Here is a 23,553-nt window from a genome sequence, read left to right as displayed (position 1 = left end):
CTGCCGGCAGGGCTGACCTCAGGAGTCACCGGCCAGCGAAAACGCGCTCTCGTTCCTGGGCTTCACTGCAGGGAGTTCGGCGCGCTGGCGGTGGTCGGGCTCATGTCCGGTACCGGTAGAGGATCCGGCCCCGGGTGAGGTCGTAGGGGCTCAGTTCCACGAGCACCCGGTCGTACGGGAGGATCTTGATGTAGTTCTTCCGGATCTTCCCGCTGATGTGCGCGAGCACCTTGTGCCCGTTCTGCAGCTCCACCGTGAAGGTGGCGTTGCGCAGGCATTCGACGACGGTTCCCTCGAATTCGAGACCGCCCGATGTTTTCGGCAAATCACTCATTCCTAGAGTCGATGACGGTGAAAGACATGGGGACGCGCTGAGATGCGGCGGCGCCTCAACGGCGCACCAGCTCCAGGTTTCCGCCCGTGCACCGGGCGCCGGCGCCCTCGAAGAGCGCTGTGGCCGCGGCATTGGATTCGTCCACCTCGGCCCATGCCGATGCGGACCCGGAGCGGTGCAGCGAACCCAGCGAGTGCGCCAGCAGCGCCCGCGCGATGCCCCGGCGCCGCTCATCGGCCAGGACCGCGATCAGTCCGATCCGCGGCCTGCGGGGGACCGGCGCCACCCGGATCAACCCCACGTATCGGCCGGACAGTTCCGCGACCGCGTACTTCGACGGGTCCACGATCGTGACCCCGGCAGGGCGAGGCAACACCTCGGCCGGCATCGTCCGCCAGCCGACCGTGGCCTCGACCTCGTCGCGAATCGCCCGGTCCAGCACGCGCAGCAGGTCCTCCTGCGCCTCGCCGGCGGGCACGATCGTCACGGACGACGGCGGTCGCACCGCGTCGAGCCCGGTGACCCGTGGGTCGGTGGGTACGGCGTACTCCCGCTCACGGCGCCCTGTCGTGAAACCGGCCCGCTCCCAACCTGCCCTGACCTCGCGGTCGGTCTCGTCGACCACCACGTACAGCGGCGTCGGCAGGTCCGCCACCATCGCAGCGGCGAGCCGGTCGAAGACCGCGCCCTGCCACGCGTCGATGCTGACGAACATCCGCCCGTCGGGCCTGCGCACAGCGTCGCCGCGCCCGACCTCCCGGTCGTCCTCGACGGCGAGCCAATGGGTCTCCGCGACCCGTGTGATCGTCACCGGGCCCTCCCCGGTGTCCCCGGTGCCCGAAGAGAAATGCGATGTGTTCATGGTGATGGCCTTTCAAGAGTGCCTTGTCGGTCGAGGCACTCCCGAGGACACCTATGTCACTCGCGCACCGTGCGGGAAAGGGGGAGCACCCACTTCAGAACAGCGTTCACGGGTCTCACCTCCTAGCGGCCTGTCACGGTGTTGCGCACGCTACCAAGCGAGCGATGTCCCGCCCAACTCATTTTCCGCGGACGCTCCCCGGCGCGCCGGGCAACGCGGCCCCGGGACGGCCGGGTGGTGCCGACGGGCGCTCTCGAAGACCGACGCACGCATGGGGACTCGACGCAGGACCTCTGGAACGTGAGGTTGGCGTTGTCGCGTTCAGCCGAAGGCCGCGGAGTGCTCGGTGCTGTCCCCGTGCCATTCGATCATGAACAGGGTGGCGTCGTCGCTGGTGCGTCCGCCCCGTTCTCTTTTCAGGGTGTGGGAGAGGCGGCGCAGGTCGGCTCGCACGCCCTGTGACGGTTCTTCTGCCAGGTGGTTGACGCAGTGGATGAGGCGTTGCTCGCCGAATGGTTCTCCGCCGGCGATGTGTTCCTCGATGATGCCGTCGGTGTAGCACAGCACCCGGTCGCCCGGCAGGAGCGTGTGTTCTCTGATGCGGGGCACTTCACCGCCGAAGCCGACGGGCAGTGTTGTCGCGCTTTCCAGTTGCTGTACGACGCGGCCGGCGCGGATCAGCAGCGGAGCAGGGTGGCCGGCGTTGACCAGTTCCAGCTCGCCGGTGGCGATGTTCACGTGCATCAGCTGTGCCGTGACGAAGTGGTCGGGGCCGAACTGTCGGGAAATGGCGTCGTCCATGAAGGCGTACTTCTCGGCGAGGCTGATGAACACGCGACGGGCGTGCCGGTAGGCGCCGATGGCCACGGTGGCCATCACGGCGGCGTCCAGGCCGTGGCCCATCGCGTCGATCACGGCCATGTGCAGGATGCCGTTGTTGAGGGCGTAGTCGAAGCTGTCGCCGGCGACGCGGTAAGCCGGCTCCAGGATGCCGGCCACCTCGACCTGCGGCACCGTCATGGACAGCGGCGGCAGCAGGTTCCACTGGATCTCCGCGGACACACTCATCGGTTCCCGGCGCCGGGCCAGGAAGAACAGATCGGTGTAGGCGCTCTTGGTGACCAGAATGTCGGCGACCAGGCCGGCGAGCCTGCGCAGCAGGCGCCGGTCGTCGTCGCCGACGGTGTCCAGGGTCAGGGCCATCACGCCCACCTGATCGCTGCCGTCCAACAGCGGCAGATACATCCGCACGCCCCCGTGGGCCTGCGGCACCTCGACGGTGTCCGAGCTCAGAAAGGCCCTGCCCGCAGGAGAGCCGGCCATCGGCTCAGGCTCGCCGACGCGCAGCTTCCTGCCCGGCAGTGGCACCAGCAGTTCCTGCGCGTAGTCCTGGAGCAGGATGGAGACGTCCCGACCGCCGATCCTTGCCACTTCCTCCGCGACCAGCGGGGCGATCATCTGCGGTGCCATCTGCCGGGCCCTGTCCAGCAGCAGGCCGAGCAATTGCTCCCCGAACCCCTCCGACCGGTCCACACTTTCTTCGCCCATGCCCGGGTTCGCCACCTTCTTCCTGCCCGCCACACCCGCTGTCTCTGCACAACGTGACCCGGGGCGCCGCCGCAACGGCCCATTACGCCATGCGCGGCATGTCGGCCATGAGGAAGGCACTTCGAGCGTCGCCGTCGGCCGGGGACAGCGCCCCAGCACATCATCGGTCGAGACGGGCCGGGAGACTGCCACACGGCCGTCCTTCGGCCGGTGGCAATATCCGGGTGTGGCGCGGCGCGGCACCGTGATGGGATGCGCCGCATGAGCACCCCATCGCTGCGCGCCCGTATCGAGCAGTTCTACGCCACCGTCCCGCTGCTGTTCGCCGATGCTGAAGAGTTCGGCCCGTTGCGATTGTTTGTGCGAAAGGGGCCGGGCGCCCCCTATTACGGCGGTCCAAGCCACGCTCAGCCAAGCACCGAGCGCTCAGCGGCTATTGCTGCCACTGACATCGCCCGGGTACGAGCCCGCCAGCGCGAACTGGGAGTGCCGGAGGCTTTCGAGTGGCTGGCCGAGGCAGTGCCGACGCTGCGCGCCCGTATCGAGGCCGCCGGCCTCCCGGTGCAAGAACGACCTTTGATGGTGCTCGACCCCGGCCACCCGCTGCCCCCGCACCTCCTGCCGGACGGCGTCACGCTTCGCGTACTGACGGCCGACGACGCGGCTCTGCCCGCAGTGCTCGCCCTGCCCCGCTGGGCCTTCGCCGAGACGGGCACCGCGGTGGGCTCGGCCGGCCGCAAGGAGCTGGCGACGGTGGCCGAGGAACTGGCCGCGGACGGAACGGTCGAAGCGACTCGGCCCGCGCTCCGCGCCGGACACAAGACACTCATCGCTGCGTTCGCCCCCGACGGCACCCCGCTCGCCGTCGGCCACTACCACCCGGCAGACGGCACGACCGAGATCGGCGGCATCGGCACCCTCCCCACCGCCCGCCGTCAGGGACTCGCTGCCGCTGTCACCGCGGCCCTGGCCGCCCACGCCCGCGACCATGGAGTGGACACGGTCTTCCTCGCCTACGCGGAGCACGCCGTCGCCCGCATCTATGCCCGCCTGGGCTTTCGCCCCGCCGGCACCACCCTTCTGATCGCCAATCAACCGGCACGGTCGTAACGCGCCGACCCGGGGAACACATCTGGGCTCCCACGGCATCCCTCAGCGTCATGGAGATCGCGACGACGACCGTGATGACGCCCGAAGCCCGCCGCACAGCGGCCGGCTGCAAACCGAGTGCGGTTGGAGATCACCAGCCGAGGCAGTCGACCCTTCATGCCGTGCAGCGATTTTGTCGGCTGTATGCGCGGGGGTCACGGGCAGGTCCGCTGGAAGCCCAGCCCGGTCGCGTATGTGTCCCACTGATCGCGGGTCAGCCCGCCGCCCGCGATACGGCAGGCCGTCCGGATCGGGTCGGCGCTGATCGCCGGCAGATCGCCGAGGTCCCACACCAGCGCGGTGTCGTCGGAGCTTGCGGTGATCAGGCGGCGGCCGTCGGGGCTGAAGGCCAGGTCGGTGACGCTGTCGTGGTGCCCGGAGAGGACGGCGGCGGGGTGCGGCCGGGTACGGTCGCCGACGTCCCAGAGGGTGGTGCGTCCGTCCTCGCCCGCGGCGGCGAGCAGGTTGCCGCCGGGGTGGAACGCCAACTGGTGCATGTAGGTCCGGCGGCCGTCGGCGGGCACCGCGCCGACCCGGTGGGGATGGGCGCCATCGGACACGTCCCACAGCAGGACGGCCTGGTCGGAATCGCCGCCGGTGGCCAGGGTCTTTCCGTCGGGGGCGAACGCCGACTCAGAGTCTCCGTCCGGCAGTTCGACCGGCTTGGCGTGCCGTTGCCGGTCCCACAGCACCGTCCGGATTCCGCCCGGCAGAGCCAGCAGCCGTCCGTCCGGGCTGAAGCGGGCCGCGCCCAGCGTGCCCAGGCCCGAGAAGCCTCCGAGGTCGCGGGGGCGGCTGGGTCGGGTGACGTTCCACAAGCGTGCCCAAGCCGGTGAGAACAGAGTGGTGGCACCTGTGGCCACCAGAGTGGAGCCGTCGGCGGAGAAGCCGACCGAGAGGACGATGTTGCCGGGGCGGGCGAGAGCGGCCGCTCGGCGGGGGTGGGATCGGTCTGTGATGTCCCACAGCATGATGCGGCCGTCGTCGCCTCCGCTGGCCAGGCTCTTTCCGTCAGGGCTGATCGCGAGCGCGCGGACCGTCTTGGTGTGTCCGGTCAGCGTCGCCGTCCGCCGTCGGCGAGCGGGATCGGTGAGGTCCCACAGGCCGATGGTTTCCTGAACGCCGCCGATCGCCAGGGTGCGGCTGTCCGGGGTGATGGCGGTCGCGTCGAGCGAGCTGTCCGGAGCCAGTGTCGCGGCGACGGTGGGCCGGCCTCGGGCGGTGACGTACCAGCGGTTCACCGATTTGTCGGTCGCCGAGACCACGGCATGACCGTCTGGAGCGAAGGCCAGGGCTTTGACCGACCCGGTGTTTCCGGAGAACGTCCGAATTCGCTCCGGGCGGCTGGGGTGGTCGAGGTTCCACAGGTTCACGTCGTCGTCGAGGCCGCCGGTGACCAGTCGGCGGCCGTCGGGACTGAATGCGATCGCGGTGACCAGATCTGTGTGGGCGGTCCAGGAGGCCAGCAGCCTGGGCCGGGCCGGTGCGGAGAGATCCCACAGCAGAACGGTGCGGTTGCGTTGGGCGGCGAACAGCCGGCTGTCCGGGCTGAACGCCATGGTTTCGTTCAGCAGGTCCTGCCGGGTGAGCCGCCGCGGCCGGGCCGGGTCGGCGACGTCCCAGAACGTCGCGCCGGAGCGGTGCACGATCGAGTCCTTGTCGACCGGCTCCTGCCGCGCGGTGATCCGGCCGGTGGAGCTGACCAGGGTGCGGCCGTCCGGGCTGAAGACCAGCGCGCTGTTGTCGTACACGTGTCCGCGGATGGTGAGCTGCCGCGGGTGGGCCGGATCGCGGAGGCTCCACAGGGCGAGCGATCCGTCGAGGGTGTCCCTGTTCCACCAACCTGTTGCCGCCAGGGTGCGGCCGTCCGGGCTGAAGGCCACGGCGTCCGGAGAGCCGGGCAGCGACGGCAGGCGCAATGTTGCGAGTCGGCGCGGGTGGTCCCGGTCGGCCAGGGTCCACAGGTTGACCGAGCCGTCCCGGCAAGCCGTGGCGAGCAGCCGGGCGTCATGGCTGAAGGCGAGCCCGTCGACGTAGTCGCGGCAGCGGGGAAGGACCGTCGTCCGGGTCAGGTGCGCGGTGCCCTGGGCATCCCACACGATGATCCGGTTCTCCCGGTCGGTGGTGGCCACGAGCCTGCCGTCGGGGCTGATCCCGGCCACCTGTTGCGAGCCCTCTTTCGTCCGCCAGTCGGGCAGCGGCGCGCTGCCGCCGAACGGTGTCTGTGCCAGCGTGTCGAACACCGCCTTCCGCGCCTCGGCCGTCGGGCGGATCCGGTACGCGGCGAGTCCCAGACGCAGCGACGTCTGCGGGTCGGACTGGCGCAGGTTCCCGGCTTCCGCGGTCAACGCCCGGTACGTCGCGAGCCGCCGCTGGTCCTGCGCCGTACGCTGCTGCTGGAACGCCACTCCTGCGGCGATCAGCGCCAGGCACAGCGCCAGCACGACCCCGCCCAGTGCCTGCTTCAGCCGCCGGGTGCGGCGCGCGTCACGTTGCCGTTCCGCGCGTACTGCCGCGCCGCTGGCCACCAGGAACTCCAGGTCCCTGCGGCGCAGCGGCTGCCGGCGGAGCCTCGCCCGGCGGTCCAGGTCCTCCGCGGCGTCCAGACGGGTGCCGCGCAGCAGGAAGGACGGGTCGCGGCCGGCCGCCTGCCAGGCGTCAGCAGCCTCCGCCAGTTGCTGGCGCAGCAACAGGTCTGTCCGGTCCTCGTCGATCCAGCGGCGCAACTGGGGCCAGGCGCGCAGCAGCGCCTCGTGGGAGATCTGGGCTGTCGTCCGGTCCATGGTGATCAGCCGGGCGTTTGCCAGCCGGTCGCAGATCTCGGTGATCAGCCGCCGCTGCTGCGGCGATCTGCCGTCCAGCAGCTCCGTGAGCCGCATCCGGCGGCGCACCACCGTGCCAGTGCCGTCGCCGGTGAGGTGAATCATGCTCAGCAGCAGGTCGCGCAGTGCCCGGCGGCCGGGCTCGTCGAGGGACTCGTACAGCTCCATGGTGGTCTTGGTGACGGACTGCCAGATGCCGCCGGTGCGTTGGTATCCGGCCAGGGTGAGGACCGCGCCGCTGCGGGTGCGCCAGGTCTCGCGCAGCGCGTGCGCGAGGAACGGGAGGGCGGCGGTGTCGTCCGGGCCGGCCGCGGCTGCGGGCCCGAGGACGTCGCCGTGCCGCAGGTCGTGCAGCAGCCGGTCGGTCAGGCCGGGCTCCAAGGTCAGGCCGACGGCCTCCGCGGGCCGCTCGATGGCGGCGCGCAGGGCGTCCTCGTCCATCGGCGATACGGTGAGTTGCCCACGAGCGAGGGCCCGGACCAGTGGCGGGTGCGCGAGGCAGCTGCCGTAGTGATCGGCGCGCAGTCCCAGGACGACACGCGGGGCTTGACCCTGGGCTCCGGCGGTGAGCAGGCCGATGAACCGGGCGCGCTGCTCGGTGTCCCGGCAGCGGGTGAAGACCTCCTCGAACTGGTCGACCACCAGCAGCCGGCAGGCTCTGCGGCCGGGCAGCGGCTCAGGGAACCCGTCGCCGTTGGTGAAGGCGGCCAGTACCTCGTCTGTCCGCCGCGCGGTGGCCTGCGCCCACAACTCGGCCAGCGACCGGAGCGGCTGCGGTCCCGGCGCGGGCAACAGCAGCGCGGGCCAGGGCACGTGGTCGGGTGAGCCGCCGCTCCCGGCTGCCTCGTGGAGCTGCTCCAGCCCGGCCAGCAGCCCGGCCCGTAACAGCGAGGACTTGCCCACCCCGGAAGCGCCGACCAAGATCACCGGGGGTTGGTCCGGCGAGCGGCCGATGCTGCCGCTGACGGCGTCCAGCAACCGGGTGGTGACCTCCTCCCGCCCGAAGAAGTGCCGGCTGTCCTCCGCCCGGAAGGCTTGCAACCCGGGGTACGGGCACGGTACGTCGGCGGGTGGGATGTGCCCGGGCCCCGGCACCGGGCGGTAGCCGCGGTTGCGGGCGACGAGCAGCTCGCCCAGCCGCCCTTCGCTCTGCTGGTGCGGACGCGTGGGCGAGCCCTCGAACTCGCGCTCCAGCAGCGCGTACACCCGATCGATGGTCAGCCACGGCGGCCCGGCCGGGTCGCCCCTCTCCAGCAGCCGCAGCAGCCGACCGCTGAACAGGGTGTGGCGCTCGCCCTCCGGCGCGAAGGACAACGCGAAGTGCGAGGCCGAGCTGAGCAGAACGCTCCCACCGGGCCGTGCCGAGGCGAACGGCTCGCGGGACCGACCGCTCACCGGCACGGCGGCACGCCCGGAGAAACAGCAGTCCAGGACGACGATGCCATCGCCTGGGGCGTCGCTCAGCAGATCTTTGAGGGTGCGATACGGCACCGTGTGGGAGACACGATCCGCGGACTCGGTGCCGTATGTGGCCAGGTACAGCTCGTCCCCGGGGCCGAGCAGCCCGTGGCCGACGTAGTACAGCAGCACCACACCGGGTGCATCGGCGACCGCCCGCTCCACCGCTTCGATCACATCCGGCGGGCCGGCGTGCGCCGGAACCCGATGGATCGCCTCGTCCGGCATGCCGCACACGTCGCGCAGGACGCGCTGCAGATCGTCCAGTGTGGTGTCGACCGACGGCAGCCCCGGCAACTCCGACCCGGAGACATGCCTGCCGGTGCCGACCAGGATCGCCCGCGCCCCCGGCATCGCCAGTCCCGCCTCCGCGATGGTGCCGCCGTTCACGGCCTGGGCGGGGTGGCGCTGTCCGGTTCGGCCCGGTGCTCGGGCGCGGGCGGGTCGGTGATGGTGGCGGCCAGCCGCTCCACCAGCTCTGCGGCTTGCGCTGCGTCCGCCCTGACCTGTGTGGACTCGATGCTGATCTGCGTGCCGTCGGGCCTGGTGACGGTGATGGTCTGGCTGCTGCGGCGGCTGGTTGCCCAAGCAACCACGGCCCCGGCGAACACCGTCGCCACCCCGCCCGGCTCCAGGATCGCGATGAGCGCGTCCATCGCCCCGCTGCCCATCGCCCCGGGCGGCGGAGGCTGCGTGTCCAGCCGGATCCGCCCCCGCAACCGCGGCTCCGCGGTCAGCCAACGGCGCAGCTCGGCGCTGCCGTCCCGGCCACCGTCGACGGTGATGACGATACGCATGGTCCCCTGGCACCCCAATTGGCCGTCGTCTCCAGGCTTTTGACGGCACGTAGCGTACCCATGACCCGTGCCCTGAGGGAGACCGGATGCCGACGGCCGGAGACCGTCGGACAACTCGGCGTGCGCGAACGGAGCGAGGGTCGGCGGGATCGAGGAGGTCACCACGAGCGTGAACTCCCGCGACTGCGCCGGTCCAGGGCACTTCGAGGTCGGCGTCGCCGCCGGGCTGCGGGCATGGCCACTCACCACCCGCACCGTGCTTGACCTGAGTGGACATGGCGAATGTGAGTGGATACCGTCGAAAGGTGGGCGCCACAGCCGACAGCGGTCGGCAATTCAAACACGTGGCGCCGAAGGCGGAACCCGCCGCCACATGGTCGCCCGGACGGCTGATGCAGCCGAGCGTTCGCCTGGCCGGTTGTCGCAGGAATTCGCTCCTGGCCGGGACAAGGCACCAGATACTCGTCCCCATCTCTGGAATGGGAAGCTCCATGCGCGCGAAGCGATTCCTCGTCCTGCTCATAGCCCCACTCGCCGCTGGGAGCCTGACATTCGTGTCAGGAGTGGGAGCGCAGGCCGTAGCTGCCCCGCCCAGCTCGGCAGCGCTCACAGCACAGACTGCGGGTACTCTCGTTCCTCAGTCACGCGCTGATTACCGGCGCGGTTACAGCGACGGTCGCTACGACGCTCGAAATTGCGAAGACTACAGTCCGTCGAGCCGTAACAGTGATTACCGTCGGGGCTACAATGCGGGGTATTACGCATACTACGACGAAAGCGAATGCTGACCGGCAAAGCAAGTCGTGGCCCCCGGCGACCCCCGGCGGGCTTCGGCTGCCGGGGGCCCGCGAGGACTACTTGCCCGTTCCGCTGAGGTGGGCCGCCCACGGGTAGTACACGTAGTCGAACGCTGCCGGCGCCCCAGTGATCTTGCTTCCGAGCCACACGTCGTTCGTCAGCTGGATGCCGGAGAACATCGGATTCATCTCGTCGTGCAGCTTCCGCTCCATCCGCACGACCAGCTTGGCGCGGGCCTGTCGTTGCCCGTTGAGCCGACTGCCGCGCACCTTTTGGAGCCAAGGGCGGTACTCGTGGGCCGGCCTCCCGTTCAAGAGCAACCAGCCACCCAGCTCGACCCAGGTCTCGGGATCGTCGCCCTGCGCCTCGCGCCGAAGAATCACCTCACGGTCCGGCACGTCGCTCTCGCCCGCCGGGGGAGTGGGCGCAGCGATCAGCCGCTCGGCCCGCGCGTGCCGGGCGGTACCGGCCACCCGTCTGCGGCACCGGCGAAGAACTCGTCATGGCTGCGTGTCCGCCGGCCACCCCGAGCACCGAAGTTGGTCACCCCGAGTCAGAAGCTCAGGGGTTCATCGGTCGCTGGGAGTAGGTCCTGCGCCTCAGGCGCGCTTCGCGCCCGCTTGGCTAGGGTCGGTCCTCATGGAGACCGAGACCACAGGAATCGTTCGTCGCCAGACGGCGGAGCGTGTGCGCGATGCTCTGGAGCGGCTCGTTACCGAGCGGGATGTATGGGTGTCGACGGCTCACCCCGATCACGGGCCGCACCAGGTGCCGCTGTGGTTCTTGTGGGATGGGCGAGCGATGTGGATGTGCACCAGCGCCACTTCCGTGACTGCGCGGAACGTCCGCGAAGAGCCGCGCGTGCGCCTGGCGCTACCGGACACCTTCGACGTGGTGCTCCTCCAGGGTGAGGCGGAGTGCTTCCCGGACCAGGAGGTGCCCGGAGCCGCAGCGGAGGCGTTCGCCGACAAGTTCGGGTGGGATCCACGCCTGGAAGAGGGTTCCTTTCTGTATGTACGCGTGGTCCCGAGGACTGTGCGCGCTTGGCGCGGCGAGCCGGAACTACGCGGGAGAGTCATCATGCGCGACGGGAGTTGGCTGGAATAGCAGTCGTCCCTCGCCGACGCGCCTCCCTCGGACCACGACCTACAGCTGGAGCACTAGCCTGCACCAGTCGGTGCTGTCGCGAAAATGCCGGAAGTGGCGGGCACGAACTGCCAGCCGCGCCGGTACGACCCCAAGGTGGCGGCCGGCGGCGGTACGGCGACCGAACCGTACTGGCCGCGATCTTGTTCGTGGCGACCTCCGGCTGTACGTGGAGACAGACGCCGGAAGTCGATCGGCAACTCTTTGCCAAACCCCCACGGCAGTCTGGGACTTGAGTCGTTGGTGCGGGCCATACCGCCGATCCGCTCCCGCCGAAGCCCCCGACGGCGCCGTCCCGTCAAGCTCCATGCCGACAAGGGATAGGACGACGACCACCTGCGTCAATGGCTCCGCAGTCGCCGTATCATGCCTCGGACAGCCCGTAAGGGCGTCGACTCATCGGCCAGGCTGGGCCGACACCGTGGACAGTCGAACGGGCGTTGAGCCGGCTCGGCGGCATCCACCGACTCCACTGCCGCTACGAACGCAAGGCCGACCACTTCCTGGCCTTCGCGGGCATCGCCGCAATCCGTATCTGCCACGGCCGTCCGACCAGGGAGCGCGCTGCTCGCTAGCATCGCCCCTCATGATCGCAGTGGTTGTCACCATCGGGCTGGCGTTCGTCGGCTATGTCGTCACCTACCTCAACGGCTTGCGTCTGTCGCAGCGTCAAGAACGCCTCGCTCGCGTGAATCGCCAGCTCAGCGACTTCTACGGGCCCCTGTTCGCCCTCACGGAAGCCAACAGCCGCACGTTCAGCGCGTTCGTGGAACGTCATGCCCGCCCCGGCGGAAAGTCGCCGTTCGCTCATGAGCCTCCGCCCACTCCTGAAGAGCTCACCGAGTGGCGGCTGTGGGTCACTACCGTCTTTCTTCCGAACATCCAGGCTATGCGCGACCTGGTCATCAAACACGCGGACCTGTTGAGCGAACCAGAGATGCCGCCGCTTCTGCTCCAACTGTGCGCGCATGTGTCGGGCTATGAGATCACAGCCGCCCGGTGGGCGCAGGGAAAGCATGACCAGCACCTCTCGGTGGTGTCGTTCCCCAGCGAGGAGCTCGCCGCCTACGCGCGCCAGGGATTCTCCGCGCTGAAGAAGGAACAGGCCCGCCTGTTGGGGCAACGGCAGGCGACCTGATCCATGACAACGACGTCCTATGGGCATGATCCGGCGTTGATCAGGTCGCGATCCGCCGCCTGCTGATCTTGCTCGTCAACCGGTCGATCACTCAACAGGGGCTGGGTTCGGTGCCGCCGTGGCGGCGGAGGTAGGCCAGGACGGCGCGGACCCGGCGGTGGCCGCTGTCGCCGACCGACAGGCCGAGTTTGAGGAAGACGCTGCCGATGTGCTTGTGGACGGCGTTGTCGGTGATGAAGAGCCGCTGGGCGATGGTGGTGTTGTCATGCCCTTCGGCCATCAGCGCCAGGACCTCGCGTTCGCGGGGGGTGAGGGCGTCGACGGGATCGCCACGGACGGCGAGGAGTTGGGCGATGACCTCGGGGTCCATGGCGGTGCCGCCGGCGGCCACGCGGCGCAGTGCGTCGGTGAACTCCGCGATCCGGCTCACCCGGTCTTTGAGCAGATAGCCGATGCCGCCGCGGGTGTCGGACAGGAGGCGGCCGGCGTATGCCTGCTCGACGTACTGGGACAGGACCAGGACGGGAAGTCCGGGGCGGTCGCGGCGGGCTTGGAGGGCGGCGCGGACACCCTCGTCGCGGAAGGTGGGGGGCAGTCGCACGTCGACGATGGTGACGTCCGGACGGTGGGTCTCGACGGCGGCGAGGAAGCCGGGGGCGTCATCCGTGATCGCGGCGACCTCGAAGCCCTGGGAGCCCAGCAGGAGTTCGAGTCCGGAGGACAGCAGGACGTTGTCCTCGGCGATGACTACACGCACGGAAGCTCCACGGTGATGGTGGTCGGCCCGCCCGGCGGGCTGCTGATCTTCATGATGCCGTCCAGGGCGGCGGCTCGGCGGCCGATACCGTCCAGGCCGCTGCCTCGAGATGCGTCCGCCCCGCCGGTCCCGTCATCGGTGATCGCCGCGGACAGCATTGCGCCGTTACGGGTGACGTGGACGGCAGCCTCGGTGGCTCGGCTGTGTCGGGCGATGTTCGCCAGCGCCTCGGTGACGGCGAAGTAGGCGACCGCTTCGACCGCGGCAGGGACCTCACCGAGCTCGCCGATGTCGATGCGGGTCGGTACGCCGGCCCTGGTGGCCAGGGTGCTGAGCGCGCCGACGAGGCCCTGGTCGGCCAGGACCGGAGGGTAGATGGTGCGGATGACCGAGCGCAGTTCGGTCATCGCCTCCTCGGTCTCGGCTCGGGCCTGACCTACGAGCGCGGCCGCCGCGTCCGGGTCCTGGGGAAGGCTCTCCCCGGCCACGGCAAGCCGCATGGCGATGGCCACCAGCCGGGCCTGGGTGCCGTCGTGCAGGTCGCGTTCGATCCGGCGGAGTTCCGCGCCGTGCGCCTGCAGGACGTCTGCGCGCGTCCGGGTCAACTCGGTGACACGCGCGGCCAGTTGTACCGCAGGCGATGGTGCCAGGACTGCCAGGCAGCACCGCGCGTGCACCCGGGCGAGCGGTGGCAGGGCGATGTCCGCCAGCACCGCAAGGAGCAAGAGCTGCGCCAGGTTGATCGTCAGCGCGGAGGCCCAGTTGTCGATAGGGACACCGAGCAGCAGCAGCCGTGGCGGATCCGACGCGGGAAAGGCCCACCACCCCACGGTGACGACAAGGGTGAGGAGCAGGTTACCCAGGCACAGCAGAGCGAATGTGCCCGCGGGTAGGCCGGTGGCCACCTGAGTCACGAGCCACGCGAGGTCGCGGCGCGGCGCGCGCGGGCGCGGCTGTACCGGTCGGCCCAGCAGCGCCCCGGCGCGTCGGCGGTGACGCTCCGCCCAGGGGGCTGCCAGCGACGGTACGCCCAGCAGTGGCGCCGCAACGAGCGTCATCGTCGCGGTCATCAGGGTGCCGAGCAGGTAGCGTCCGCTGCGCCCGGTCTCCACCAACCGTGCGCGGGCCTCGCCGATCACGCCGTGCACTGGTTCGCCTTCGTCCGTCTCGTCCGTCGTACGGGACCGGAAGCGGCCCCTTGGACGCGCCACTGTACGGGCCGGGCGCACCTGCGGCACTACAGCCACCTGTAGGTTTCCATCGGCAGCCTGTGGTAGCGACGCGCGATTCGACGCCTACCTAGCGTGGGATTCATGAAATCCACAACTCCGGCCTCCGCGCCGCAGCTCCACCCGTCCCAGCAGCGTCACCGCCGGATCGGCCGAGGGTGGCTGGCCGTCGCGGCGGTCGCACTCGGCACCGCGGGTGTGGGCATGGCCGTCCAGCCCTCGGACGGCGCGGCCACGACGTCCGCGCCCGGCTACCGACAAGACGACCTGCGCCGGGACACCGATGCCATCCAGGCGTTGGGGATCACCGGCGTCCAGGCGCGCGTGACCACCGCCTCCGGCCGGGATCTGGTCGCCACCGCCGGCGTCGCGGTGGCGGGCACGAACCGCCCGGTGCCCCGCGACGGCTACTTCCGGATCGCCAGCACCGGCAAGGCACTCATGGCCACAGTGATCCTGCAGTTGGCCGACGAGGGCAAGCTGTCACTGGACGACACGGTGGACCGCTGGCTGCCCGGTCTGATCGACGGCAACGGCAACGACGGACGGAAGATCACCGTGCGCCAGCTCCTGCAGAACACCAGCGGCCTCCACGACGACCTTCCCGGCTTCGACACCCCGCAGGAGTACTACCAGCACCGCTACGACACCTACACTCCCGAGCAGATCGTCGCCCGGGCGATGAAGCACCACCCGGAATTCCAGCCCGGCACCGGCTGGAGCTACTCCAACACCGGCTACGTCGTCCTCGGCATGATCGTCGAAAAGGCCGCCGGCCACCCATGGCAGGAGGAGGTCGCAAGCCGGATCCTGAAACCGCTCGGCATGAACCACACCTACCTGCCGGGCACCACGCCCACCCTTCGTCGCCCGCACGCCGACGGCTACCAGGTCTTCGCCCCCGGCGAACGGACCGACGTCACCGAACAGATCGTCCCCGACCTCGGCGGCTATGTCTCCACCACGGCGGACGTCAACCGTTTCTTGCAGGGGCTGCTGGGCGGCAAGCTGCTGTCCCGGGCGCGCATGGCCGAGATGCAGCACACCGTCCCGGTCCCCAAGCAGTACGAGGCATTCTGGCCCGGCGGACGCTACGGCCTCGGCTTGGTCAACCGCCCCCTGACCTGCGGCGGCAGCTACTGGAGCCACGAAGGAGGCGAAGCCGGCTACATCACCCTGAACGGCGCCACCGACAACGGCAGCCGCACCGTCACCGTCTCCCTGTCCACCAGCTTCAACGACCTCGATCGAACGCTCCGGCAGCAAAAGGCCGCCAGCGCCCTCGTCGACCGCGCGCTGTGCGACACCTCCAGCAACAGCCAGGGAAAGCAGGAAAAGTAAGCGCCCGGGGCGGTCCTGCCGGCTGCCGACGACCACAAGTTGCTCGCCGCAGCGAGGTTCAGGCGGGCGTTCGCGGCTGTAGGCCACGGCCGCAGGGAGTCGCTCCGTCTCTCATTGCGGTCTCATGAGGTCCAGGTCCTCGCCCCATGCATCCAGTACCTCGCTGTGTCCGGCCTCTCGGGCCGCCGCCTCGACCAGGGCGAACAGGTGCCGCTGCAGGGATGGGTCGCCTGTTGCCGGGATGCGGTCCACGGCACGGAGCAATACGTCGGTGTTCCAGCCCGGCAGTGGATATCGGGCGAGTTCCCACTCCAGGTACTTGTTGTAGGGGCGGGGACGGCGGTCGATGGCGAAGAGCAGCTCGAGCAGGAACCGGATGCTGTCGGCGGCGTCCAGGCGAGCGGCGAGGGCCTGGCCGTCCCGGTGGTTCTTGATGGAACGGTAGAGCGAGTTGGCGCAGGCGTCGAGCCGGCCACTGGCGTTCCATCCCATGGCGACAAGCTCACGGCCATGGCCAGAACCCCTGCGTCCGCCGATCTTACGAATGACCGGCTCAGACCCACGCTCGGAAGGTGGGCAAGATCAGAAGCAGTCCGCGGGCATGTCGAGGGTGGTGCGATCGAGGCTTTCCAGAAGCGTGAACTGCGCCTCCGTCCTGGGCAGTTCGTATCGGAAGAAGTACTGACCCGCCCGGCGCTTGCCCTCGTAGAAGGCGCCGCTGCGTCCGGCGGCGGCCAGCATCTGCTCCAGCCACACCCAGGCGACGACGACGTGTCCCACGGCCTCCAGATACACAGAGGCGTTGGCGAGGGCGGTCTCGGCGTCCCCGGCCTCCCACAGGCGCCGCGTCACGGCGGCGACGCGGGCGACGGAGGCGTCCAACTGCCGTCCGAAGCCGGCGATCTGGTCGTCCGCGGTTGCCGCGCGGGCGGTCGTCGTGGAGACGGTCTCGATGAGCAGGCGGAGCCCCGCGCCGCCGTCCATGACGACCTTTCGGCCCAGCAGGTCGAGGCCGTGGACGCCGTGCGTCCCCTCGTGGATGGGGTTGAGGCGGTTGTCCCGGTAGAACTGCTCGACGTTGTACTCGCGGGTGTAGCCGTAGCCGCCGTGGACCTGGATGGCAAGGTTGTTGGCCTCCAGGCACCACTGGGAGGGCCAGCTCTTGGCGATCGGGGTGAGCATGTCCAGCAGAAGCCCGGCCCTGGTCCGCTCGTCGGCCGTCGGGGCGGTGCGTTCGTCGTCCAGCAGCCGCCCGCAGTACAGGATGAGAGCGAGCGCGCCTTCGACGTACGACTTCTGGGCGAGGAGCATGCGCCGGACATCGGGATGCCCGACGATCGGGATCTGGGGGGTGGTGGCGTCCCTGGCCGTGAGCGGGCGCCCCTGGGGCCGGGTGCGCGCGTAGTCCAGGGCGTGCAGGTAGCCGGTGTAACCGAGTGCTGTGGCACCGAGTCCGACACCGATGCGGGCCTCGTTCATCATGTGGAACATGTAGGACAGTCCGCGGTGGGGTTCCCCGACCAGGAAGCCGACGGCACCGGGGGCCCCGCCGGGCCGGAAGGCGCCCTCACCGAAGTTCAGCAGCGTGTTGGTCGTCCCTCGGTACCCCATCTTGTGATTGAGGCCGGCCAGGGCGACGTCGTTGCGCTCGCCGAGCGTCCCGTCGGCTCCCACGAGGACCTTGGGGACGATGAAGAGCGAGAGTCCCTTCACCCCGGGCGGGCCGCCGGGGATCCTGGCCAGGACCAGGTGGACGATGTTCTCCGTCAGTTCGTGGTCGCCACCCGAGATCCACATCTTGTTGCCGAACAGGCGGTAGGTGCCGTCGTCGGCCTGTTCCGCGCGGGTGCGCACATCAGCCAGCGAGGAGCCCGCCTGTGGCTCCGACAGGCACATGGTCCCGGAGAAGCGGCCCTCGACCATCGGGCGGACATAGGTGTCGATCTGCCCGGGGGTGCCGTGGGCCAGCAGCAGGTTTGCGTTGCCGATGGTGAGGAAGGGGTAGGCGGCCGTTCCCACGTTGGCTGCCTGGAACCAGGCGAAGCAGGCGTTGGCCACCACGCTGGGCAACTGCATGCCGCCCACCTCGTGGTCCATGCCCCCGCCGATCAGCCCGGCGCCGGCGAAGACCTTCAAGGCCTCTCCGACTTCGGGGATGATGTGCACCCGCTCGCCGTCGAAGCGCGGCTCCTGGGTGTCGTTCTTCTTGTTGTGCGGGGCGAAGTGCCGGGCGGCGATCGTCTCGCTGAGGTCCAGCACCGCGTCGAAGGTTTCGCGCGAGTGGTCGGCGAAGCGGGGGCGCGCGGTCAGGGATTCGACGTCGAGCCATTCGTGCAGCAGGAAGTCGAGGTCTCGGCGGGAGAGCAGGAGGGAGGCCATGGTGCTCTTCTTCTCGGGTTCGGGTTGCTTGTGCGAGGGGGAGGGAGGAGGGGAGCTGCTGACGGCCGGTCAGACCGTGGTGCCGAGGCCGCCGTCGACGGGGATGACGGCGCCGGTGACGTAGGCGCCCGCACGGCTGGCCAGATAGACGGCGACGCCCGCCATGTCGTCCGGCCGCCCGATCCGGCGCAGCGGAGCCGCCTCCGCGATCGCCTCGCCCATGGCGTCCAGGGTCGCGGCCATCATCTTCGACTCGAAGGGACCGGGCGCGATGGCGTTCACCGTGATGCCCTGTGGGCCGAGCTCCTTGGCCAGGACGCGGGTCAGGTGGTGCAGGCCCGCCTTGCTGGCCGCGTAGGAGTAGGCCGAGACCGGGCTGACGTGCAGGCCGTCGATGGATCCGACGTTGATGATCCGCGCAGGGTCCTCCATCGACCCGGCGGCGCGCAGCTTCGGCAGGAGGGCTTGGGTGAGCAGGAAGGGGCTGCGCAGGTTGAGGTCCATCACCTTGTCCCAGCCGCTCACCGGGAACTCGTCGAGGGGCGCGCCCCAGGTGGCGCCGGCGTTGTTGACCAGGATGTGCAGCCGCTCCTCCCGCTCGCCGATGTCTGCGGCGAGTCGGTGGCACTCCTCCTCGCGCGACAGGTCGGCGGGCAGCGCGACCGCCTCACCGGAACCGGAAAGTCCGCGCACGGCCTCCTCGCAGGCTTCCGCCTTGCGGGAACTGACGTAGACCTTGGCTCCCGCTTCGACCAGGCCCCGGGCGATCATCAGGCCGATGCCGCGGGAACCGCCGGTCACGAGGGCGGTCTTGCCGGAGAGGGAGAACAGTGAGTTCACGGTGGACTCCTGAGGGGGAGGGGCGGCACGGGCAGGTTGTTCCCGCCCCGATCAGATACTAAGCAGTCGCTTAGCCGATTTCCAAGCCTTGCGCCCACGGAAGAACCCCTTCCGTGCCTCCGGGCCTCGACGGTGGCGGAGCGGACCGGCAGCGGATCCCTCGGCGGCAAGAGGGCCGCCCGCGCCCTCTACGGCCGGCTCGGCCTGACCTTCCACATCGACGAACTCTTGCCCACCTACGCCGCGCGCGATCTGCACAACGGCTTTCACCTCACGCTCGACACCGAGGACTTCGCTACCGCGCTGCGGACATCAGTCGGCGACCGCCGACCGCTGGCGCTCCCGATGTGCCCGCGCCGTGGTCATCAGCCCGGCGAGGGCGTCCCGGGTGCGTACGAGGTCGGCGATGTGCTCGGACAGCCGGTCGTGCTCCAGCGCCATCCGTTCCAGCGCGGCGTCGGAGTTCTTCTCGCTGGGGGAATCGACGCACGGCAGCAGTTCGGCGATGGTGCGGCTGGACAGTCCTGCGGCGAACAGCCGCTGGATGAACGCGACCCGCTCGACCTCGTCGTCCGTGTAGTGCCGCTGTCCGCTGGCACTGCGGGTGCTGGTGAGCAGCCCCTGCTCCTCGTAGTAGCGCAGGGACCGGACGCTGACTCCGGCCCGTGATGCCAGCTCCCCGATGCGCACGCCGTCTCCCTCTGTGCTGTGGGCTGAGCCACAACCCTTGCCTCTGACGTCAGTGTCAGGTTCTAGCGTAGCTGCCGCGCCCGGGTGTCCGGCGCCGATCACGAAGGAGCCATGACATGACGACCCTGTTCACGCCGTACCAGCTGGGGGACCTGACGCTGCCCAACCGGATGGTGATGGCCCCTATGACACGTGTCCGTGCCGCCGCCGGCGGTCTGGCGACGCCGTCGATGGCGACCTACTACGCCCAGCGAGCCACGGCCGGACTGATCGTCAGCGAGGGGGTGCAGCCGAACGTAGTCGGGCAGTCCAACCCCGGCACGCCCGGACTGCACACCGACGAGCAGGTCTCCTCATGGCGCCCGGTCACTGATGCGGTGCACGCCAACGGCGGACGGATCTTCGCCCAGATCATGCACGGCGGACGGGTTTCGCACCCCGACACCACCGGTATGCAGCCGGTCGGTCCCTCGGCAGTCGCGGCTGAGGGGTGGAAGGTGTTCACCCCGACCGGGCTCCAGCCGGCGCCGATCCCGCGAGCTCTGGACACCGCCGAGGTGTCCGAGCACGCCGAGTCGTACGCCCAGGCCGCCCGCCGCGCCATCGACGCCGGCTTCGACGGCGTGGAGCTGCACGGCGCCAACGGCTATCTCATCTCGCAGTTCCTCTCGTCCAACGCCAACCTGCGCACCGACCGCTACGGAGGCTCGGTGAGCAACCGGATCCGCTTCGCCGTCGAGGCGGTGTCCGCAACCGCCGAGGCCATCGGCGCGGCCAGGACCGGTATCCGCCTGTCCCCAGACGCGACCTTCTGGGGAGTCGAGGAGACCGACGTCCCCGAGCTCTACACCGCGCTACTGACCGAGCTGTCCCGCCTCGGACTGGCCTACATCCACCTCGAAGCCACCGCCGAGGAGGAGGTGCTGGCGGGCCTGCGCCGCACATGGCAGGGCACCCTGATCATGAACCCTGTGCTCCCGATGGGACCGAAGCAAACCGGCCGGGAAGAGGCCGACCACTGGCTCGACCTGGGGGCCGAGCTCATCAGCTTCGGCCGCGCCTTCATCTCCAACCCCGACCTGGTCGAGAGGCTGCGCACCGGAGTGCCGCTCGCTCCCGTAGACGAGGCCACGTACTACCAAGGCGGCGACGCGGGGTACCTGACCTACCCGGCATACCAGTACACGGCGTGACACCGCCTCCTCGGCCTCCGGCCCCCGACGCATCCGGCATCAAGCCCGGGCCGGGGGCCGGTCCGATAAGACTGTGGTGTGACGCGTGCAGAACTCACCGACATCGAGCGGGAGTTCATCGAGCCGTTCCTGCTGGTCGGAAGATTCGGCTCGTACCCGAGCGGCTGCGTGAGCAGTTCGAGGGGGTGATCTGGCTGTTCCGCACCGGCAGTCAGTGGAGAGAGAGATGCCCGAGCGGTTCGGCGCCTGGCAGACCGTCTACAACCGCTTCATGCGATGGCGGGACGCGGGCGTCGTCCAGACCCTGCTGGACGAGGCGATTGCCGAGGCCGCTCGGGACGAGATCGACATGTCCCTGATCAGTGTGGACTCCACTACCACGCGGGCCCATCACGACGCCGCCGGCATGCGGGTCAGCGAACCGACCTTGGCCACGCTCGAGAAGGCGACCTCGAAAAGGGGGAGCGTCGGAGGGACGAGGCGGGCAGGACGGCGAAGCCGATCCGGTCCGCGCCGAACGCTGACGCATCCGCTGACGACGGCGAGCTCGGCTGAAGGCCGCCCTGCTCGGACGGTCCCGCAGTGGGCTGGCCGGCAAGATCCACCTGCTGCCGACCGGCGTTGGCGGCCGATGGCCTTCCCTCTGACCCCGGGCAGGCCGCCGACAGTTCCCCGTTCATCCCGATCCTGAGCGAGGTACGGGTCCGTCGGCCCGTCGGCCCGTCGGCCGTCCCCGCACCTGGCCGGCCGCCGTGGCCGGCGATAAGGCCTGACCTCGCGCTTTCACGAGCGGTGCCGACCAGGGCGACGGTCATGTGGCGCGTCAGTCAGGCGGGTGGGGTGCTGTTGGTCGAGACACCCCGCAAGACTGGCCTGGATCAGGCGATAATGATCACCAGCCGCCTGTGCGTATTACCTGGGGAGGTCTTGTGAGTCTGAGTCCGCGTGAAGTGTTTCTCCGGCTTGTTCATGGGGTCGCGGGCGGGAACTTCGATGAGTTGCCTGACCTGTATGGCGAGGTCACCGATGTCCGCCATCCGATGGCGACGCCGGAGTCCGAGCCGTTGACGAGTCGGCGTGCACTCCAGGAGCATTTCACGGTGCCGCCGGAAGCTCGGGGGTCCTTGCCGAAGAGGCGGGTCGTCGATGTCGTCGTTCACGAGACCGCCGATCCTGAAGTGATCGTCGCCGAGTTCGCCTATGAGTTCACGTTGCCGGACGACTCCATGAGCAAGGTGCCCTGCGTCTTTGTCATGCGTGTCCGGGACGGTCAGATCATCGAGTCACGCGATTACATCGACCCGATCCGTACGTACACGGCACGCGGGGACCTTGACCTCCTCATCGCGTCGTTGCGGAAGGATGTTTCCTGACGTCCGGCTTCACGAGCTGAGCTGTACGAGGCTTGATCACAAACGCGAGAAGTTCCCCTGAACTGCAACGACAGGGCTTGTCGAGAGTCCTGTTCGCTGCGAGGAAAGCAGCACTTCTCAGGTGACCAAGCGCATCGGGTCCTACCCCGCGTGTCCGCGTTGAGGACGACGGCCGTGCAGCGGTGTCCCAGGCCGGGGATTTACTGCTGGTTGAGACGGTCCACAAGACCGGTCGGGATCAGGCGGCATCAGCGGCGTTGGCGCCATGGCGGAAAGCCCGGCAGGAAGCCCGGCGGGAAGCGGGCCCCGGCGGCGATCCGGACCGAGCGGGCCGAAGTCCGCAAATATGTCCGGAAGTTGGCTGGCAAATGCCGCGCCGGACGCTGGTGGGCAGGTGACCGTACACCTGGACGGAGTGCTTGTCATCGCGCACTCCGACAAACAAGACGCCGCCGCCACCTGAAAGAAGACCTATGGCCCCCACCCGCTGAGGGGGTTCGTCGACCACGGCTGCGGCGGGTCCGGGTAACCGGTGGCGGGTCTGCTGCGGTCGGGCAATACCACCTCTGTCAGGACCGCTTACGCCCCCCGAGAGGGGGCTTCAGCAGGACCGCCAGGGCTTCGGACAGCTGCCACGCGGCGTCCTTCCAGACCGAAGGCGGTCCCGGGACCGGCACGACGAAGCTCCTGGCAGTCAGCGGGTGGTCTTGGCGGTCACCCTGTCTGCCGGGAGCTGCGTCGCTGCGTACTGCTTGGGCGCCTCACCTTGGAGGCAGCCCCGTGCGTGAGCCGCCTCCCGCGGTCGGCGGGATCAGCAGGGGAAGGTGCCGCTGTAGATGGCGTGTCCGTAGGAGGAGCTTCCGGAGCCGAAGCCGTAGATGCCGTCGTCGCTCCAGACCGCCTCGCGGAAGCCGTTGACGCAGGACGACGTCGGCGCGATCGCGAAGCCCTCCAGGTTGTCGGTCGGCATGACGGCCGGGTTCGTGTAGGTGACGTCCGGAACGATCGCGCCGCCGGCGTCGACCTTCATGAAAGTGTGCGTCTCGCCGCAGGTGTTGTCGCAGGTCGCGACGATGCGCTGGGTTCCGGCGTCGAACGTCACATCCATCACGGAGGCCTTGCCGGTCGCGATCGTGCCGAACGTGGTGAACGTGCCGTCGGAGTTCAGGCCGTAGACATGCAGCGTGCCGTCCCACTCCAGGCCGGCGAAGAACAGGCCCGACCCGTGCAGCGGGTAGTTCGCGGGGTTGTAGGCGGCGCCGGTGAGCGGGTCGACCCAGCCGTTCGCGGTCAGCCAGCTGTCCGGTACGTAACCGACGCCCTCGAAGCCCAGGTTGGCGTCGTCCTTGCTGCCGGTGTCGAGCTGCGGGAACTGCGAGGTCATGTCCCACTGGTGGATCGGCGTCAGCGTCGATCCGGTCGCGGCCGGGTCGAACTCCATGATCGTGTCCTTGGGGACCGTGTTGTTGGTGTTGTCACGCTCGGAGGTCACGTAGATGTGGCCGTTGGCGCCCACCGTCAGGCCCTCGGAGTCCGGCTGGCCGGTGCCGCCGGCGAAACGGATCTGCTTGCCGGTCGCGCTCCACGACGCGTCCGGGATCCACTTGCCGTTGCTCTTGACCAGCTTGTACAGCCAGTTCTTGTTCTTGGCGGCCCACAGCACCGATGGGTTCGCCGGGTCGAACGCCAGGCCGCTCAG

Annotated in this window: 18 protein-coding genes and 4 pseudogenes; 9 read left to right on the top strand and 13 right to left on the bottom strand. The window is 69.5% G+C overall.

Going from position 1 to position 23,553, the window contains the following annotated elements; genetic code table 11:
* Positions 1-100: 100 nt before the first annotated feature.
* The 3 genes from infA to ABZ865_RS34020 form a co-directional block, all read right to left on the bottom strand.
* Positions 101-325, bottom strand: coding sequence for a translation initiation factor IF-1 (infA, locus tag ABZ865_RS34030; RefSeq protein WP_275773170.1), 225 nt, complete (start codon positions 323-325; stop codon positions 101-103).
* 64 nt (positions 326-389) lie between these two features.
* Positions 390-1,196, bottom strand: coding sequence for a GNAT family N-acetyltransferase (locus tag ABZ865_RS34025; protein WP_361239100.1), 807 nt, complete (start codon positions 1,194-1,196; stop codon positions 390-392).
* Positions 1,197-1,517: 321 nt separating this feature from the next.
* Positions 1,518-2,744, bottom strand: a complete 1,227-nt coding sequence (locus tag ABZ865_RS34020; protein ID WP_361239098.1) for a PP2C family protein-serine/threonine phosphatase — start codon at positions 2,742-2,744, stop codon at positions 1,518-1,520.
* Positions 2,745-3,005: 261 nt separating this feature from the next.
* Here ABZ865_RS34020 and ABZ865_RS34015 point away from each other — a divergent pair, with 261 nt between their 5' ends.
* Positions 3,006-3,854, top strand: coding sequence for a GNAT family N-acetyltransferase (locus tag ABZ865_RS34015; protein ID WP_361239096.1), 849 nt, complete (start codon positions 3,006-3,008; stop codon positions 3,852-3,854).
* A 194-nt stretch (positions 3,855-4,048) separates the two neighbouring features.
* On the opposite strand, the gene ABZ865_RS34010 is transcribed toward ABZ865_RS34015, so the two are convergent.
* The 3 genes from ABZ865_RS34010 to ABZ865_RS34000 form a co-directional block, all read right to left on the bottom strand.
* Positions 4,049-8,563: a hypothetical protein gene (locus ABZ865_RS34010; RefSeq protein WP_361239094.1), complete on the bottom strand. Its 4,515-nt coding sequence runs from the start codon at positions 8,561-8,563 to the stop codon at positions 4,049-4,051.
* The gene (locus ABZ865_RS34005; RefSeq protein WP_361239092.1) at positions 8,560-8,970 is read right to left on the bottom strand and encodes a hypothetical protein; all 411 of its coding nucleotides are present in this window, start codon (positions 8,968-8,970) and stop codon (positions 8,560-8,562) included. The genes ABZ865_RS34010 and ABZ865_RS34005 overlap by 4 nt, the downstream gene beginning before the upstream one ends.
* A gap of 854 nt (positions 8,971-9,824) precedes the next feature.
* Positions 9,825-10,241, bottom strand: a complete 417-nt coding sequence (locus tag ABZ865_RS34000; RefSeq protein ID WP_361239090.1) for a hypothetical protein — start codon at positions 10,239-10,241, stop codon at positions 9,825-9,827.
* A gap of 166 nt (positions 10,242-10,407) precedes the next feature.
* On the opposite strand from ABZ865_RS34000, the gene ABZ865_RS33995 reads away from it, so the two are divergent.
* From ABZ865_RS33995 to ABZ865_RS33985, 3 genes and pseudogenes are all read left to right on the top strand, one after another.
* A complete protein-coding gene (locus ABZ865_RS33995) occupies positions 10,408-10,875 on the top strand; it encodes a pyridoxamine 5'-phosphate oxidase family protein (RefSeq protein ID WP_361239088.1) in 468 nt (155 codons plus the stop codon).
* 107 nt (positions 10,876-10,982) lie between these two features.
* Positions 10,983-11,489, top strand: a pseudogene (locus ABZ865_RS33990) (transposase); the annotation flags it as partial.
* Positions 11,490-11,500: 11 nt separating this feature from the next.
* Positions 11,501-12,052 carry a hypothetical protein gene (locus tag ABZ865_RS33985; protein ID WP_361239086.1) on the top strand — a complete coding sequence of 184 codons (552 nt, stop codon included), beginning with the start codon at positions 11,501-11,503 and terminating at the stop codon, positions 12,050-12,052.
* A gap of 91 nt (positions 12,053-12,143) precedes the next feature.
* Here ABZ865_RS33985 and ABZ865_RS33980 read toward each other — a convergent pair whose 3' ends face one another.
* The gene (locus ABZ865_RS33980; protein WP_361239085.1) at positions 12,144-12,809 is read right to left on the bottom strand and encodes a response regulator transcription factor; all 666 of its coding nucleotides are present in this window, start codon (positions 12,807-12,809) and stop codon (positions 12,144-12,146) included.
* Positions 12,800-14,056 carry a histidine kinase gene (locus ABZ865_RS33975; RefSeq protein ID WP_361239083.1) on the bottom strand — a complete coding sequence of 419 codons (1,257 nt, stop codon included), beginning with the start codon at positions 14,054-14,056 and terminating at the stop codon, positions 12,800-12,802. The genes ABZ865_RS33980 and ABZ865_RS33975 overlap by 10 nt, the downstream gene beginning before the upstream one ends.
* Before the next feature lie 66 nt (positions 14,057-14,122).
* Here ABZ865_RS33975 and ABZ865_RS33970 point away from each other — a divergent pair, with 66 nt between their 5' ends.
* Positions 14,123-15,379 carry a serine hydrolase domain-containing protein gene (locus ABZ865_RS33970; RefSeq protein WP_361239081.1) on the top strand — a complete coding sequence of 419 codons (1,257 nt, stop codon included), beginning with the start codon at positions 14,123-14,125 and terminating at the stop codon, positions 15,377-15,379.
* Positions 15,380-15,490: 111 nt separating this feature from the next.
* On the opposite strand, the pseudogene ABZ865_RS33965 reads toward ABZ865_RS33970, so the two are convergent.
* The 4 genes and pseudogenes from ABZ865_RS33965 to ABZ865_RS33950 all read right to left on the bottom strand — a co-directional run.
* Positions 15,491-15,856: pseudogene (locus ABZ865_RS33965) on the bottom strand (hypothetical protein); the annotation flags it as partial.
* A 105-nt stretch (positions 15,857-15,961) separates the two neighbouring features.
* Entirely contained in the window at positions 15,962-17,758 is a 1,797-nt protein-coding gene (locus ABZ865_RS33960; protein WP_361239079.1) for an acyl-CoA dehydrogenase, read from the bottom strand.
* A 69-nt stretch (positions 17,759-17,827) separates the two neighbouring features.
* Entirely contained in the window at positions 17,828-18,598 is a 771-nt protein-coding gene (locus tag ABZ865_RS33955; protein WP_361239077.1) for an SDR family oxidoreductase, read from the bottom strand.
* 312 nt (positions 18,599-18,910) lie between these two features.
* Positions 18,911-19,288, bottom strand: coding sequence for a MerR family transcriptional regulator (locus ABZ865_RS33950; protein WP_361239075.1), 378 nt, complete (start codon positions 19,286-19,288; stop codon positions 18,911-18,913).
* Between the two features lie 116 nt (positions 19,289-19,404).
* Between ABZ865_RS33950 and ABZ865_RS33945 the strand changes: the two genes are divergently transcribed.
* The 4 genes and pseudogenes from ABZ865_RS33945 to ABZ865_RS33930 form a co-directional block, all read left to right on the top strand.
* Positions 19,405-20,481, top strand: a complete 1,077-nt coding sequence (locus ABZ865_RS33945) for an alkene reductase (protein ID WP_361239073.1) — start codon at positions 19,405-19,407, stop codon at positions 20,479-20,481.
* A gap of 78 nt (positions 20,482-20,559) precedes the next feature.
* Positions 20,560-21,251: pseudogene (locus ABZ865_RS33940) on the top strand (transposase); the annotation flags it as partial.
* Between the two features lie 159 nt (positions 21,252-21,410).
* Entirely contained in the window at positions 21,411-21,854 is a 444-nt protein-coding gene (locus ABZ865_RS33935; protein WP_361239071.1) for a nuclear transport factor 2 family protein, read from the top strand.
* A 182-nt stretch (positions 21,855-22,036) separates the two neighbouring features.
* A pseudogene (locus tag ABZ865_RS33930) lies at positions 22,037-22,380 on the top strand (IS1380 family transposase); the annotation flags it as partial.
* 285 nt (positions 22,381-22,665) lie between these two features.
* On the opposite strand, the gene ABZ865_RS33925 reads toward ABZ865_RS33930, so the two are convergent.
* On the bottom strand, positions 22,666-23,517 hold the full coding sequence (locus ABZ865_RS33925; protein WP_361239069.1) for a hypothetical protein: 852 nt from the start codon (positions 23,515-23,517) through the stop codon (positions 22,666-22,668).
* Between the last annotated feature and the right edge of the window lie 36 nt (positions 23,518-23,553).

The sequence above is a fragment of the Streptomyces sp. NPDC047085 genome (genome assembly GCF_040643735.1).
In the GTDB taxonomy this organism is placed as follows: domain Bacteria; phylum Actinomycetota; class Actinomycetes; order Streptomycetales; family Streptomycetaceae; genus Streptomyces.
This window is presented reverse-complemented; position numbering and strand designations above follow the sequence as displayed.

What these genes read in the sequence shown, in the direction of transcription:
- ABZ865_RS34025 (WP_361239100.1), bottom strand. Translation starts at nt 1,196, where the DNA reads ATGAACACATCGCATTTCTCTTCGGGCACCGGGGACACCGGGGAGGGC.
- ABZ865_RS34005 (WP_361239092.1), bottom strand. Translation starts at nt 8,970, where the DNA reads ATGCGTATCGTCATCACCGTCGACGGTGGCCGGGACGGCAGCGCCGAG.
- ABZ865_RS34020 (WP_361239098.1), bottom strand. Translation starts at nt 2,744, where the DNA reads ATGGGCGAAGAAAGTGTGGACCGGTCGGAGGGGTTCGGGGAGCAATTG.
- ABZ865_RS33995 (WP_361239088.1), top strand. Translation starts at nt 10,408, where the DNA reads ATGGAGACCGAGACCACAGGAATCGTTCGTCGCCAGACGGCGGAGCGT.
- ABZ865_RS34015 (WP_361239096.1), top strand. Translation starts at nt 3,006, where the DNA reads ATGAGCACCCCATCGCTGCGCGCCCGTATCGAGCAGTTCTACGCCACC.
- ABZ865_RS33985 (WP_361239086.1), top strand. Translation starts at nt 11,501, where the DNA reads ATGATCGCAGTGGTTGTCACCATCGGGCTGGCGTTCGTCGGCTATGTC.
- ABZ865_RS33945 (WP_361239073.1), top strand. Translation starts at nt 19,405, where the DNA reads ATGACGACCCTGTTCACGCCGTACCAGCTGGGGGACCTGACGCTGCCC.
- ABZ865_RS33960 (WP_361239079.1), bottom strand. Translation starts at nt 17,758, where the DNA reads ATGGCCTCCCTCCTGCTCTCCCGCCGAGACCTCGACTTCCTGCTGCAC.
- ABZ865_RS33970 (WP_361239081.1), top strand. Translation starts at nt 14,123, where the DNA reads ATGAAATCCACAACTCCGGCCTCCGCGCCGCAGCTCCACCCGTCCCAG.